The organism is Pantoea sp. E956-1 (assembly GCF_982223955.1).
The window spans coordinates 43,149-57,949 of the sequence record NZ_CEUYZP010000014.1 but is presented as its reverse complement, the minus strand read 5'-3'; the positions used below and the strand labels follow the sequence as shown (position 1 = coordinate 57,949).

Annotated in this window: 14 protein-coding genes; 5 read left to right on the top strand and 9 right to left on the bottom strand. The window is 55.8% G+C overall.

Annotated elements, in window-relative coordinates:
- Window positions 1-96 precede the first annotated feature (96 nt).
- From AC0T7J_RS23010 to AC0T7J_RS23000, 3 genes are all read left to right on the top strand, one after another.
- The gene (locus AC0T7J_RS23010; protein WP_473797541.1) at window positions 97-1,563 is read left to right on the top strand and encodes a YsnF/AvaK domain-containing protein; all 1,467 of its coding nucleotides are present in this window, start codon (window positions 97-99) and stop codon (window positions 1,561-1,563) included.
- A gap of 234 nt (window positions 1,564-1,797) precedes the next feature.
- Window positions 1,798-2,097: a type II toxin-antitoxin system HigB family toxin gene (locus AC0T7J_RS23005; protein WP_473797538.1), complete on the top strand. Its 300-nt coding sequence runs from the start codon at window positions 1,798-1,800 to the stop codon at window positions 2,095-2,097.
- Window positions 2,097-2,480: a helix-turn-helix domain-containing protein gene (locus AC0T7J_RS23000; protein ID WP_473797535.1), complete on the top strand. Its 384-nt coding sequence runs from the start codon at window positions 2,097-2,099 to the stop codon at window positions 2,478-2,480. The genes AC0T7J_RS23005 and AC0T7J_RS23000 overlap by 1 nt, the downstream gene beginning before the upstream one ends.
- 35 nt (window positions 2,481-2,515) lie before the next feature.
- On the opposite strand, the gene AC0T7J_RS22995 is transcribed toward AC0T7J_RS23000, so the two are convergent.
- Window positions 2,516-2,707 carry a hypothetical protein gene (locus AC0T7J_RS22995; RefSeq protein ID WP_473797532.1) on the bottom strand — a complete coding sequence of 64 codons (192 nt, stop codon included), beginning with the start codon at window positions 2,705-2,707 and terminating at the stop codon, window positions 2,516-2,518.
- A gap of 170 nt (window positions 2,708-2,877) precedes the next feature.
- Here AC0T7J_RS22995 and AC0T7J_RS22990 point away from each other — a divergent pair, with 170 nt between their 5' ends.
- On the top strand, window positions 2,878-5,424 hold the full coding sequence (locus tag AC0T7J_RS22990; RefSeq protein WP_473797529.1) for an excinuclease ABC subunit UvrA: 2,547 nt from the start codon (window positions 2,878-2,880) through the stop codon (window positions 5,422-5,424).
- 55 nt (window positions 5,425-5,479) lie between these two features.
- On the opposite strand, the gene AC0T7J_RS22985 is transcribed toward AC0T7J_RS22990, so the two are convergent.
- The 8 genes from AC0T7J_RS22985 to budA form a co-directional block, all read right to left on the bottom strand.
- Complete coding sequence (locus AC0T7J_RS22985) at window positions 5,480-5,734, bottom strand: Txe/YoeB family addiction module toxin (protein WP_010256862.1); 255 nt, start codon at window positions 5,732-5,734, stop codon at window positions 5,480-5,482.
- Window positions 5,731-5,982 (bottom strand): YoeB-YefM toxin-antitoxin system antitoxin YefM, encoded by a 252-nt coding sequence (yefM, locus tag AC0T7J_RS22980; RefSeq protein WP_010256861.1) that lies wholly within the window; start codon window positions 5,980-5,982, stop codon window positions 5,731-5,733. The genes AC0T7J_RS22985 and yefM overlap by 4 nt, the downstream gene beginning before the upstream one ends.
- A 184-nt stretch (window positions 5,983-6,166) precedes the next feature.
- Window positions 6,167-7,006, bottom strand: coding sequence for an MBL fold metallo-hydrolase (locus tag AC0T7J_RS22975; protein WP_473797524.1), 840 nt, complete (start codon window positions 7,004-7,006; stop codon window positions 6,167-6,169).
- Window positions 7,007-7,170: 164 nt separating this feature from the next.
- Complete coding sequence (locus AC0T7J_RS22970; protein WP_473797521.1) at window positions 7,171-8,484, bottom strand: CitMHS family transporter; 1,314 nt, start codon at window positions 8,482-8,484, stop codon at window positions 7,171-7,173.
- 339 nt (window positions 8,485-8,823) lie between these two features.
- Entirely contained in the window at window positions 8,824-10,275 is a 1,452-nt protein-coding gene (locus AC0T7J_RS22965; RefSeq protein WP_473797517.1) for a flagellin N-terminal helical domain-containing protein, read from the bottom strand.
- Window positions 10,276-10,480: 205 nt separating this feature from the next.
- On the bottom strand, window positions 10,481-11,254 hold the full coding sequence (locus AC0T7J_RS22960; RefSeq protein ID WP_473797734.1) for a (S)-acetoin forming diacetyl reductase: 774 nt from the start codon (window positions 11,252-11,254) through the stop codon (window positions 10,481-10,483).
- Between the two features lie 21 nt (window positions 11,255-11,275).
- On the bottom strand, window positions 11,276-12,955 hold the full coding sequence (alsS, locus tag AC0T7J_RS22955; protein ID WP_473797514.1) for an acetolactate synthase AlsS: 1,680 nt from the start codon (window positions 12,953-12,955) through the stop codon (window positions 11,276-11,278).
- Between the two features lie 14 nt (window positions 12,956-12,969).
- Window positions 12,970-13,752: an acetolactate decarboxylase gene (budA, locus tag AC0T7J_RS22950; protein WP_033781025.1), complete on the bottom strand. Its 783-nt coding sequence runs from the start codon at window positions 13,750-13,752 to the stop codon at window positions 12,970-12,972.
- Between the two features lie 104 nt (window positions 13,753-13,856).
- On the opposite strand from budA, the gene AC0T7J_RS22945 reads away from it, so the two are divergent.
- A complete protein-coding gene (locus tag AC0T7J_RS22945; RefSeq protein WP_473797511.1) occupies window positions 13,857-14,762 on the top strand; it encodes a LysR family transcriptional regulator in 906 nt (301 codons plus the stop codon).
- Window positions 14,763-14,801 lie beyond the last annotated feature (39 nt).

The window sequence follows — 14,801 nt, the reverse complement described above, 5'->3', positions numbered from 1 at the left end:
TGTTTGTGCCAGGCTTTAATTAACCGAAAAGCAGTGACTTATGCTTCAGGCAAAGAAAAGTACAAATGATCGCTCTGTATCACAGGCAGGTTAAACATGAACAATCAACCTCCTGAAAAACCAGGGTCAGAGGGTAGCGATCAGGTGATAAGCCTGGCGGAGGAAACTGTTGAGGTCTCGAAACAGATGATCATCGACGGTCATGTCAGGGTTACCCGACAGGTCACTGAGCATCAGCAGAAGATTGCGCTGATGCTCCGGCATCAGACAGCGGAAATAGAACGCATTCCTAAGTCGGAACGGCTGGCTGAGATGCCGGAGATCCGTGAAGAAAATGGCGTGCTGATCATTCCGATCGTCGAAGAAGAAGTCGAGATCGTTCGTCATCTGGTGCTGAAAGAGGAGTGGCATATCCGCAAAGTTGTCAGTGAGGAAGCGACAGAACAGGTTGTCTCCCTGCGCAAACAGCACGCTCACCTGACCCGAACACCCTATTCAGAGCCGTCCGAATCCATCACCGAGGAACACAACATGGCGCGTGAAACAATCGTAACAATGTTCAGCAATCTCTCACTGGCAGAGGGTGCAAAGCGTAACCTGATCAAGGCCGGGTTCCTGGATGATGACATTGATATCATCTCCGGTGATCGTTTGCGTACCGAAGGTCAGGAAGCCCGTCACCCTGGCTTCTGGCAACGCCTGTTCGGCAATACGCTGGAGGAGGATCAGGCCGAAGTCTATGAAGACGCGATGAGAACCGGCGGAGTGGTGCTGTCGCTGCGGGCCGATGAAGATGAGTTACCTCGCGCCCTGGGCATCCTTGATGCACATGAAGAGCTTACCGAGCGCAGTGCGGCGCTGCCCGATGATTACGCGACCAGTGATGGGCTGACTGCACCTGCCAGTGGAACGCTTCAGGATAATGTCGCCGTCGATCCGCTCTCTACCGATCCTGCCCATCGTGGCGCTGCCCGTACTGCCCTGACCGGTGATGAAAGTGACGAAGATGTACTGCGTCTGGCCGAGGAGCGGCTGGAAGTGGGTAAACGTCTGGTCAGCGAAGGATCAACCCGCGTTCGCCGCTACACTGTCACCGATCAGGTGTCAGAGAATGTCTCGCTGCATGAGCAGCACGCCGCAATCTTCCGTCGTCCCGTGAATGAATCAGGTTCACCCACCCATGTTGACTGGTCTGAAAAAACTGTCGAAGTAGAAGAGACGCATGAGCAGCCCGTGATTAATAAGACCGCGGAGATCATTGAAGAGGTGGTGTTACGTAAAGAGACAAGCGATCGGGTTGAAACCATCAACGATTCGGTACGCCGTCAGGAAGTGGATATTGACCATGCCAGTACAGATCCTCTCGGCGCAGACCGGCTGACCGGGAATCGTACTGTGGCCGATCCGTTACTTGAAAGCACGCGTCAGGCCCGCGCTGACCACGACACCCGCCCGGTCACGCCAGGCAGCGAGCCAGCGCATAAAGAGGGTTTCGCGGAAAAAGCCGGTGACAAAATCGCGGAAGCGAAAGAGAAGGTCGAAGATAAATTTAAGAAGCCGTAATGCCGGAGCGGTGACTGTCGCCTTCTATGCCTGAAAACCTGTCGCAGACGGGTTTTTTTTTGCGTTGAGGATGCTTAAAGATTTTTAGTGTCATCCAGCGCGAACCTGGCAATATCTCTGATTCATCACTGTTTACCCATACAAGTTACCTGAAAACAAAGATGCGCCTTAAACCTTGAAGCCCCATTATGGGGCTGTTAAGCTAGTCCCATAATGGGACTACAGGGAAAGTCAGTGCGAATTATATCGATCGCGTCTCTCAAACTATTCTGGGAGGCTCATAATCAGGCGGAGCAGCCGTTAAGAGCATGGGTAGATGAAGTCAGTAAGGCTCAGTGGAAAACGCCACAGGACATCAAGGATAAGTACAGAACGGCAGATTTCCTGAGCAACAATCGGGTGGTGTTTGATATTAAAGGCAATCATTACCGTCTGATCGTTGCAGTGGCTTACAGGTTTCAGGCGGTCTACATAAAGTTTGTAGGAACGCATGCTGAATACGACAAGATAAACGCAAATACGGTGGAAATGTGATGACTTATAAAATCAAACCGATTCACTGTGAAGCAGATTATGAAGCCGCTCTGGCTGCCGTATCTCCCCTGTTCGACAACGAGCCAGAACCGGGAAGTGAAGCCGGGGACTTTCTGGACGTCATGATCCTGCTTATTGAAAAATACGAGCAGGAACATTATCCGATTGAGGCACCCGATCCGGTAGAAGCGATTAAATTTCGCATGGAGCAGATGGGGCTGACAGCGAAAGACCTGGTGCCGGCAATTGGACGGCCGAACCGTGTCTATGAGGTATTGAATCATAAGCGTGCGCTGACGCTGCCAATGATCCGCAACCTGCATGAAATGTTCAATATACCGCTTACATCCCTTGTAGGCGCAGCCGAATCCAAACGGATATGAGTCCAGTCACTGAAGCCCGCCATGTGCGGGCTTTTTTATTCCTGCGGTGCAGTATTGAATCCTGGCTCAGCCAGATCCGTGACGGCTTCAGCCACAACGCCCCAGTCCGGCAAGTCCTGAACGGTGTCTCGCGGCGTCAGCGTGCCGTTGTTTGAATTTGCTCCAGTTGTTTTCTTAAGAGACCAGAAGGCTTCCTGTACATGCTGGTTACCCGTCTGTGCTGCCATGACTTAATGAACGTCCCTCGCGTTGTGCTGACCGCGATCCCTGACTACCCTTGCTGTTGTTTCTATCCCAAAACGGGCCGGATAGCCCAAACGCCGGGTGAGATCTGCAATTTTTAGTCAGTAACGGCAGGCGATCGTGAATCTGCCGTGCATTATCAATCAGGGAAATCATGACAGAACAACGCAACGCCGAGCATAACCGCGCTGATGAGCACATTGATCCTTATATCTCGGTACAGGGTGCAAGAACACATAATCTCAAAGATGTTTCACTGCGATTTCCCCGCAACGCCATGGTGGTGTTCACCGGGGTTTCAGGCTCCGGTAAATCGTCCCTCGCCTTTGATACTCTCTATGCGGAAGCCCAGCGCCGGTTTATCGAGTCGGTGTCGCCACATGCTCGTCGTCTGATCGATCAGGCTGCTGCGCCGGATGTGGATAATATTGACGGACTTCCGCCCGCGGTGGCGCTTCAGCAGAGCCGGGCTGGCGCTCAGGAGCGTTCAACGGTGGGCAGCCTCACCCGAATTTCTGTCACGCTGCGCCTGCTGTTTTCCCGGGCGGGCGTAAGGCCTGAAGGCGTTCCCTTTATGACCGCCGATTTTTTCTCGCCTAACAATCCTGAAGGTGCCTGCCCCCACTGCCAGGGACTGGGAAGAGTGCACACCGTTAAAACCGAGTCGATGGTGCCGGATGTCTCACTGAGCATCCGCCAGGGAGCTATCGCTTCCTGGCCCAGAGGCTGGCATAACAAAAACCTGCGCAGCATCCTTGAGACGCTCGGCTACGATGTCGATGCGCCCTGGCATACGCTTTCAGCCCGTGATCAGCAGTGGATATTGCTGACTGACGAACAGCCCTCGGTGCCGATTTTTGTCGGTCTGAACGCTGAGCAGCGCGAAAAAGCGCTGGCGGCGGGCGAAGAGCCGGCTTATACCGGCACGTACACCAGTGCAGCAAAAATCGTGCTGCAGAGTTATTCGGGTGGCAGCGAGACGACGAAGAAACGGCTGGCGCGCTTTGTGACGGTCACGCCCTGTTCTGAATGCCACGGTAAAAGACTAAACCAGGATGCGCTGTCCGTGACCTTTGCCGGGCATGACATTGCCAGCCTGAGTGAGCTGTCGGTCTCTGAGCTCGCTGAACTGCTGAAGCCTTATGCACGTGGCGCATCGCCAGACCTGCCGGCAGAGGCGGCACTGCGTGAGGCGGTCATCCGGATGGCGTCGGATATCTGTATGCGGCTTGAGCAGCTGGAAACGCTGGGTCTGGGTCATCTGGCGCCGGGACGCCGCACCACCGTGCTCTCATCCGGCGAGCTGCAGCGCGTACGTCTGGCCACCCAGTTGATATCGCGGCTGTTTGGCGTGCTTTATGTGCTGGATGAACCGTCAGCCGGGCTGCATCCCGATGATGTCAAATCGCTGCTTGCATCCCTGAAGAACCTGGTGCGTGCCGGTAATTCGCTGGTGGTCGTCGAACATAATATTGACCTCATCGCCGAAGCGGACTGGCTTATCGAGGTCGGCCCCGGCCCGGGAACGCATGGCGGCGAGATCGTCTATAACGGCGAACCGGCAGGGCTTGCGCAGGTCAGTGCGTCACCCACCTCAGTCTATCTTTTCTCACGAAGCTATACCGGGCTGCGCCAGCGCCGGCCCGCAGAGAGCTGGCTCTGTTTTGAACAGGTTTATTGCAACAATATTGCCGGAATGGATATCGCCATCCCACTGGGGAGAATGACGGCCGTCACCGGCGTGTCCGGCTCCGGGAAATCGACGCTGCTGAATCGCGTACTGCCGGAAATGCTCGGACGTTTTGACAAAACGCCTGACATCGAGGAGGCCGAGGAAGAGGATCTGGTGCCGGACGTTAGGGGTCAGGTTGTCAGCGGAAGTGACGCCATCGGCCGTCTGGTCAGAATCGACCAGCGTCCTATCGGCCGGACACCACGCTCAAATCTGGCCACTTACACCGGCTTTTTCGACATTGTTCGCAGGCTGTTTGCAGACACCGATGCGGCGAAAGCCAAAGGCTTCAGCGCCAGCCGGTTTTCCTTCAATCTGCCAGCCGGACGTTGTCCTGCCTGTGAAGGGCAGGGACAGATTTCGATTGAGCTGCTCTTCATGCCTAGCGCTACCGCCACCTGTTCCGTCTGCGCGGGAAGCCGTTATAACCCCGAAACGCTGGAGGTGAAGTGGAACAACCTGACGATAGCGGATGTGCTTGATCTGACCGTTGATGACGCTACTGAGGTGTTTCACGGACATGACGGGATCCAGCGTTCGCTCTCGGCACTGACGTCGCTGGGGCTGGGATATCTGACGCTGGGTCAGCCCGCCACTGAGCTGTCGGGCGGGGAGTGCCAGCGTATCAAGCTTGCCTGGGAGCTGCAGCGGGTCCAGCGTACCGCCACGCTTTATCTGCTTGATGAACCGTCAACAGGTTTGCATCCGTCTGACATGGATAAGCTGCTGGTTGTGCTGGATGAACTGGTGAAGCGTGGTCATACCGTGATCATGGCGGAACACAACATGCGTATAGTGGCAGAGGCGGACTGGGTGATTGATCTGGGTCCCGGCTCGGGTCTTAAAGGAGGAAGGGTTGTCTCCTCCGGCTCACCGGAAGAGGTGAGCGCATCTGCAGAGAGCCTGACTGCGCCCTGGCTTTCCGCACAGCTGAAAAAGAGGGCGTGCGATCCGGATTGCGGTGGATGATTACGCCGCTGAAACTGGTGCATTGTAAGGGCTCAGGCGCAAGCTCATGAGCCCGTCAGTAATGATAACGGCATGAGGCAATCAATAGAGCATCCCCGCTGACAGCGTACACCAGCCGATGTTCAGCCGTGATCCTGCGTGACCAGAAACCTGCAAGATTATGCTTTAACGGCTCGGGTTTTCCTTTGCCTTCAAAAGGCGTCCTGCTGGCATCTTTGAGCAGCTCGTTTATCTTTTTAACGGTTTTTTTATCGGCATCCTGCCAGTAGAGATAATCTTCCCAGGCTTCTGCGGACCAGGTTAGTTTCACTCAATAATATCCCTGTCAGTCCCGTTACCGCTTTGCAGGCTTTCGATGGAATCCATCAACCTGCGCGCATTTTTAGGTGACCGCAGCAGGTATGCCGTCTCTTCCAGTGAGTTATATTCTTCAAGCGACATCAGCACGCAGGATTCACCGTTCTGGCGAGTGATCAATACCGGCGCTTTATCTTCAACTGTCTGAACCATAGTGGCAGACAGATTCTGTCGGGCTTCGCTGTAACTGATTGCTCTCATGGGACCTCCGTAGTAAGTAATACCAATCATTGTACAATGATAAGCTATGACAAGGAAGCTTAAGTGAGAAGGCTGGAGATGAAAACGCGAAAGCGACAAAGTAACAGGCGCCTGACAAACCATAACCCTGAGTTTTCATCCGGTCACCATACTGCTCGAATCAGTGGATACGGGTATTTTCTCATCAGCGCAGCGGCGCATTAACCTGTAACGCATCCAGCTCACGGGCGTCGTGACTGCAAAAAAAGGTGATTTCGCCGCCGTGCTGGCAGGAGAGCTCACGCAGTCGCTGCTGATTGTGCCGTCTGGCCACGTTATCCATGCCCATCATCCACTGGTAAAAGCGCAGTCCCGGCGTGCAGTGCCGCGTCTGCTGCCGCATTTCGCCGCGGTAAAACCAGGCATCGCCGCCGTGCAGCAGCCAGCCATCGGTTTGCTGAATTGCGATACCCGCGTGACCCGGCGTATGGCCCGCCAGCGGCACCAGCAAGATCTCCGGCGGTAAGTCCCGCAGGCGATTAACCGCCTCAAAACCAAACCACTTTTCTCCCTGCGGCTGATAGGTCTCCCAGTTGCTGATCCCACCCCATTGGCCAGGCCGGTAACGTTCCCGTGACAACCAGCTATGACGCTGATGCGCGGTATCAACCTCCTGCTGCAAAAGATGGATGCGCGCCTGCGGAAAATCGGTCAGTCCGCCAGCATGATCAAAGTCGAGATGGGTCAGAATAATATGCCGCACATCCTCAGCCCGGAAACCCAGGGACGTAATCTGTGACAGTGCGGTCAGATCATCGCGGCGCTGAATATTGTTTAATGCGCGGAAAAAGCCGGACAGGCGGCTGCCGGGCGCATGGATATCCTGGCGACCAAAGCCGGTATCTACCAGCACCAGCCCGTCGCGATCCGTCTCAATCAACAAACAGTGACAGACCAGATGCGCTTTCAGGCCTTTACTGAATCCATCATAAAATGCGCCGCCCAGCGGACACATACAGCCACAGTTAAGGTGGTGAATTTTCATCGGGCCTCCATAGGGTCAATGGGGATATCGTTGAGAGGCTACGGCCTGTCCGGCGCGCAGCCCATCAGCCTGGCTATAGAGTGTAGAGAGGGATGACGCAGTAGGCGGAGCGGTGAAGCGGATAACCGGACAAAATTGCCGGTTATCCGCCAGAAAGCAGAGGGTTAACTGTGGAACAGCGGGAAAGCGCCGGTCAGCAGACCACCCGCCATCAGCACCAGACTGACCAGAATCCCCCACTTGATTGCAAAGCGCTGGTGGTCGCCGATGTCAACTTTCGCCAGACCCACCAGCAGGTAGACTGACGGCACCAGCGGGCTCAGCAGGTGGAAAGGCTGACCAACGATAGACGCGCGGGCAATCTCTTCCGCGGTGATGCCGTAGCTGGCTGCCGTCTGGGCGATAACCGGCAGAATGCCGAAGTAAAACGCATCATTCGACATAAAGAAGGTAAACGGCAGACTGACCAGTGCGGTGAACACTGCCAGGTAAGGCCCGAAGCTGTGGGGGATGACCGCCAGCAGACTCTTCGCCATGGCATCAACCATGCCGGTGCCGGAAAGGATGCCGGTAAAAATACCGGCGGCAAAAATCAGCGAGGTGACGGCCAGGACGTTACCGGCATGGGAGCCAATGCGCGCTTTCTGTTCCTCCAGCGTCGGATAGTTGAGCATTACTGCAATCGCAAACGCCAGCATAAACAGGATCTGAATCGGCATTAAACCAATCACCAGCAGCACCAGCAGCACGGTGGTCAGGATGAAGTTAGGCCAGAACATTTTTGGACGGCGGTTGGCTGCACACTCTTCCGCATCGCCCAGACCCAGCTCAATGTTGTCGATATGGTGATCTTTCAGGATCATCACGCCAAGACGCTTACGCTCACGCAGGCCAAACAGCACCGCCATCGCCACCAGGCTGGCGCAGGCCAGCAGCATCGCTGGCAGCATCGGAATAAAGATGTCGAGGGCGTCAATGCGCAGTGCCGCCGCGGCACGGGCTGTCGGGCCGCCCCAGGGAGAGAGGTTCATGATGCCGCTGGCGAGGTTGACCAGACAGGTCATCATCAGCACGTTCATACCCAGCCGGTGATAGAGCGGCAGGAAAGCAGCAATGGCGATCATGTAAGTGGTCGAGCTGTCACCGTCCAGCGAGACCATTAGCGTCAGTACTGCTGTTCCGACCAGCACCTTCAGGGGATCCCCGCGCACCAGCCGGAGAATGAAGCGCACCAGCGGGTCAAACAGGCCGGCATCGATCATCAGACCAAAATAGAGAATGGAGAAGGTCAGCATTACGCCGGTAGGGGCCAGCGTTTTGACGCCATCCAGCATCATGGTACCCAGGCCCTGGTAAAATCCGCCAATCAGCGCAAATAGGGTGGGTATCAGGATCAGCGCAATCAAGGCTGACATGCGTTTGGTCATGATCAGATACATGAAGCAAACAACCATGGTAAAACCCAGTATCGTCAGCAAATTAACAGCCCTCGCAATGGCGTAAAAGTAATGAAAGAGTTAAATGTCGGCAGGAAAATTCAGGTAATTACTTAGCGTGGTAATCATTAACCTGTTGTTTTAATTAACCCTGCTCAGAAAGACGATATTAAATCGCTGTCAGTATTTAGCATTTTTTTAACAAAAAAGGGTGATCATGATCATCTTTAAACGAATCTTAAACGAGTTTGTGTGACAGGGATCAAAGGGTGACGACGTGTAACCAGAGATTTCGGGCCAGCCGGGAATTGAATAAGAGGGGCTGGGGACAGGAGAAACGGGGGGGCCGGCTGAGTCAGGATGCTCAGCCGGTCAGAGGGATTAGTTACTTAACAGCTGGAGAATCATTTCAGGAGTCTTGTTCGCCATCTTGCTGACGGCCGTCTGACCCTGCTGAATAATCTGGCTGCGTGCCAGCTGGCTGGCTTCTTCAGCATAGTCCGCATCCTGTATGCGGCTGCGAGCCGTTGACGTATCCACGCCCTGCTGCGCCAGCACATTACGGTTCGATTCGTAACGATTTATCTTCGCGCCATAGGTCGACTGATAGCCGCTGATCTTCTCGAGCGCGCTATCCAGTGCTTTCATGGTGGTTGAGATATCGCCCTCTGTAAGCAGCGTGGTGTTGTTCAGCCCCAGCGTTTTGGTATCCGATGGCGTTGCCGGAATAGTATCCGACTGGATTGGCTGACCGTAATCGGCGCTGGTGACTACCTCCATAGGTTCGCTCTTCTTCGGCGGCGTCGCAGGCACACCTTTGGGTTCCGGCAGATTTCCCCAGGTCAGATTACCGGTGAAGGAGCCATTGCCCACCACCACCACAATCAAATCCTCGCTGACGGTATCCAGCGTGATGCGCTCAAGTCGGTTACTGGTGATGGTGCCGTTGTTGAAATCGCCGCTCGCGACATCTTCATAGCGATCGCCGTCACCGCTGTAAGTGATGTTCATGCCGTTGTAGGTGCTGCTGTTACTGCCCGCCAGCGTCCAGCTCGGGCCGCCCTCCAGCAACTGAGAACTGTCATAAGCTGCACCGCTGGCAAATCCGTTACTGCTGGTCAGCAGGCGACTATCCGCGGTAGCCGAATTAGTGATGCTTTTGCTGGCCCAGGTGTAATCAGGCGCACTGCCGTCCAGTGGTGTACCGACCAGGTGCTTACCGTCGCGGGTAAAGAGCTGGAGGTCGTCATCCATACCCAGCGAGTCGATGGTGATGCTTATCGCCGTCGAGCCTGCCGGGATATAGGCCAGCGGGATTACGCCAGAGGTAAAGGAGTAATTCTTGCCCGGCACCGGAAACTTCGTGTTGATAGGGTCAACGTTACCCAGCTTCGCAGGCGGTAGATCGGGATTATTAGTCGCCAGCGGATAACGCCCGAAAATCTCGGTGTGTTCCGCCACTTCATTGATGCCTGCCATAATCTGCTGATACTGGCCGTTGATGCTCTGTCGATCGGCGTCCGACAGCGTGCCGTTGGCTGCCTGGACCGACAGGGTGCGCGCCTGGACCAGCAGATCGACGATGCTGCCCAGGCCGCCACTTGCCGTCTGGGAATAGCTGATGGCGTCATTGAGGCCACGCGCTACCACCGCATCGGCATTGATATTGGCCGTCATGCGGTTGGCAATCGCCTGACCTGCCGCGTCATCTCTGGCACTGTTAATTCTCATCCCTGATGATAACCGTTCAACCGTTCGTCCCAGAACAGAGTCAGTGCTGTACCGCGTTTTGTTCGTAATCGCGGCGGTTTCGTTATGATTGATCGTTAACATGGTCGCTTCGAACAGGGAGAGGAGTCTCTGTTTTATCGGCAGGATGATAAGCAGCTTTAATCTCTGTGGCGACAAAAAGGCAGGGAATACGACGTCAGACGGTCAACAGGCTGATGGCTAACCGCTTTTCAGATAAAAAAAATTAACGGTTCCACGATGGCAGGAAACACGCCTGCTACGCGATGACGCAGCAGGCAAATGAAGATCAGTTAAACACCATACCGCCATCAATCAGCAGTGACTGACCGGTCATGTAATCGGAGTCGGGACTGGCCAGATAAGCGACACAGGCTGCCACATCTTCCGGCTCAGAAAGACGTCCCAGCGTAATGCGTTTCGCAAATTCCTCGGTGCCGTAACCGGCGGGCTTGCCGGCTGCTTCAGAGATCTGCCGGTCAATCTCTTCCCACATCGGTGTTCTGACAATGCCAGGGCAGAAGGCGTTGACCGTGATGCCGGCAGAGGCCAGATCGCGCGCGGCGGTCTGCGTCAGGCCGCGCACGGCAAACTTACTGGAACTGTAAACCGCCAGCTCCGGATTACCGACATGACCCGCCTGAGAACAGGCGTTGATGATTTTGCCGCCGTGACCTTCTGCAGCAAATGCCTTAATCGCGGCCTGCATGCCCCAGATCACCCCTTTGACATTGACGTTGTAGACCTTGTCGACCACCGCTTCGGTGATCTCAGCAATCGGCGTGGAGGGCGCAATACCGGCATTATTGACGATGACGTCAAAGCCGCCCAGCGTGCGGCGCGCCTCTTCTACTGCTTCCATCACCTGATCACGCTGCGAGACATCGACTTTCAGCGCAATCGCTTTACCGCCCTGTTGGTTGATCTTCTCCGCGACCAGGCGTGCGGTCTCCGGATTAAAATCGGCTACCGCAACCGCCAGTCCATCTTTCGCCAGACGCAGGGCGATCGCTTCACCAATGCCCTGGCCTGCGCCAGTCACAAATGCCACTCTGTTTTTCATCATGATTTCCTTTTTGAGAAATTAAAGAAGCTGGCTCAGATGCAGTTGACCCATCAGCAGTGGGTTGTCGGCGTAATCGACCGGCACAGCCACAACCGCAGGACCCTGAACATCCATCGCTTTACGCAGCGTCGGCTCCAGCTCTGCCGCACTGGTCACCGCAAAGCCCGCTGCCCCAAACGCTTCGGCGTAGGCTTTGAAATCGACCGGCCCAAAATTGACGCCCGAAACGCGGTGATATTTTTTCTCTTCCTGCATCGCCACCATGTTGTAGGCGTTATCGACCCAGACGATGTGCAGAATGTTAGCTTTTAAGCGGACAGCAGTTTCCAGCTCCATGCTGGATTGCAGGAAACCACCATCGCCGGAAACTGAAACCACTTTGCGCTGCGGCTCGACCAGCCAGGCACCAATCGCCCACGGCAGGGCCACGCCCATCGTCTGCTGACCGTTGGAGATCATGATCTGGCGGGCGCGGAAGCTGTAGAGATAGCGGGCGATCCAGATGTGGAAGCTGCCCATATCGACGGTAAGGCTGACGTCACTGTTAATGATGTCCTGCATGGCGCGCACAATGCGCAGCGGATGCAGAGCAAACTGATTGAGGCTGGCACCCTGCATCGCCAGCAATTTGCGCTGCTGCTGACGATCCTCAAGGATGGTGGCGGCTTCCGGGGTCAGCTGGAGTGGGGCAGTGATGCGCGCGGCGAGCTTACGCACCGTGGCGGCGATATCACCTACCAGTTCAGCATCCGGCAGATAGCGGTTGTCGGTCTCAGCGGGTATTACGTCGATATGAATCAGGGTGGCGTTACCGCTGTTCCACATCGCCGGTTCATATTCCACCGGGCTGTAGCCGATGGTGACGATCAGGTCAGCCTGTTGCAGCAGCCTGTCGCCCGCCTGGTTGTTAAACAGCCCGACGCGTCCGGCGAAGCGTGAGAAGTGATCCTGTCTGACCGCTCCCGCTGCCTGATAGGTGCTGGTGACCGGAATGTGACTGCGTGTCAGCAGCTCATGAATCGCTTCGCTGTTCTCTGTCTGGCTCGCCATTAATCCCAGCAGGATGACCGGATTTTTAGCCCCGGCGATGGCCTCGCTGACGGCGTCGATCATTGCGTCAGGTGCGGCGCCCAGTACCGGACGGCCTTTGCTGCTCAGCGCTTTGCCGGTCACCGGCTGATCCACAATATCCTGGGGCAGACTGATAAAGGCACCGCCACCCCGGCCATGCTCGGCGTGGCGAAACGCGTTCGACAGGCATTCAGAGAGCGCAGCGGGATCGGTCACCTCAACGGCATATTTGGTGATCGGGCGAAACATTGAAACCGTGTCCATGCTCTGATGAACCTGCTTGGCGCTGTCAGAACGTTTCACCTGGCCACCGATGGCCACCACCGGGTCGCCTTCGCTGGTGGCGGTGGCCATGCCGGTGATCAGGTTGGAGCAGCCCGGCCCGGAGGTGACCAGCGCCACACCTGCATTGCCGGTAAGGCGACCCACTGCAGCAGCCATAAATGCGGCGTTAGCTTCGTGGCGAACCGGGATGGTCTGGATGGAGGAGTCCAGCAGTGAGTCAAAGACTTTATCAATTTTTGCGCCAGGAATGCCAAAAACGTGGCGGACGCCCTGCGCCTCAAGTTGCGCCACCACCAGGTCAGCGCCACAGGTCCAGAGTGCGGTATCGGTTGGAGTTTTCATCATGATTCCTCTGATTAGCTTTCTACCGCACGGATCGCGGCGTCAAGATTGGCGGGGTTCAGGTCGGCATTGAGAAAATCGCTGTCCTGCGGCAAATCCACGACCAGCTTGCTGATGGCACCAAAGGTCAGGGTGCCCTGTTCCAGCGCATAATCGAGAATGTGGCCGCCGCCTTCGCGGTCGTCGGTAATAAAATGTTCGTGATAGCCCGCCACATTAATGCCCTGCATATATTGCGGCGTCCGGAATCCGATCAGTTCGCCCGCGCGCTGGCTAAAGGCAAAGGTCGGCTGATCGCCCAGCACTTCCGGCATTGAGCGATAGGGACGGCACTGGCATGGCACGGTGCGGGTCTCGACGCGACTGAAACGACCGCTGATGCGCAGCGCGCAGAACTGGTTATCGGAGGTGATTTCGTTGTCGATCACCTGATGGATCGCCTCACGCGACATCGGCCGGTCAAATTCATAAAGATGCTGCGGTTTAAAAAAGGTCATCACAGCAAACGGGGTTTTCTGCGCCGGATCGGCCGGGTGCGCGCTGCCGTCGGCGTGCAGCTGATAGACCTTACTGTCAAACGCGATCATCTCGCCATCCAGCCGGTTAAAGGTACCCAGGCCGAAATCGCCTTTGCGCAGCAGGTCGGCAATACGGACATTGCCGTCGTAAACGCCACTCAGCAGCGCACTCATTAAAGAGGTCTGATAGATAACGCTTTCTGGTGCATCCTGGGAAAGCGTTAAGACAGTATGTTTTAGTTGATCCTCACAGGAACAATCAGTTACACAATTGCTCATTTTATGCCTCGTCGATTAACCGTTAAGCCGTGTTAACCTAATGGTGAACCGATTCAGTCGGTGGGTCCAATAGCGAAACCTGTTAACTTTGAGACGTTTTTGATATGGAACTTCGCCACCTGCGTTATTTTGTTGCCGTAGCCGAGACGCTTCACTTCACCCGAGCCGCTGAAATGCTGGGGATTTCGCAGCCGCCGCTGAGTCAGCAGATACTGCGGCTGGAGCAGGAAATTGGCACACCGTTGCTGAAGCGCCTGACGCGTGGCGTGGAACTCACCGAAGCGGGCGAAGCGTTTCTGGCAGATGCCCGGCAGATTGTGCAACTGGCCGATCAGGCGCTGGAGAACGCACGCGGTATCGCGCGCGGGATCAGTGGTCAGCTGTCGCTGGGGTTTGCCAGCTCGGTGGCGTTCAATCCGCGTATCTTCACCGTGATCCGCCAGTTTAAAGAACGTTATCCGGCGATGGAGCTGCTGACCCGCGAAGAGAATATGTCTTTGCTGATGCAGGATTTACAGGAGGGCTTGCTGGATGCTGCTTTTATCCGGCTGCCGTGTGAAAGCAGCAAGGCATTTAATCTGCGTATCATCTCCACCGAAAAGATGCTGATTGCGCTGCCGCGCTGCCATCCTCTCAGCGGCACACCCACCGTGGCGCTCTCCGCGCTGGCGGGGGAAACACTGATAATCTTCCCGCGCGACGTCTCGCCCAGTCTGTATGAGTTGATTGTCACTGCCTGTTTGCGGGCAGGCTTTTCACGCCACACCTTTCAGCAGGCTCCGCAGATCACTACGTCGCTGGGCATGGTGGCGGCGGGTTGCGGGATTGCGCTGGTGCCGGAGTCGATGCGCTGCGTCGATAACCCCGGGGTCAGCTTTTGCGATATCGAAAACAACACGCTGTTTACCGACGTTGCCTTTGCCTGGCGTCGGCATCACCCGTCAAAAGCGGTGCTGCATCTGCTGGCGTTGCTGACAGAACAGCCTGAGGCACCAGGCGAAGCGGGTTGATAAGCGCCAGCTATTGTACTGAAAACAATAATCAACTGG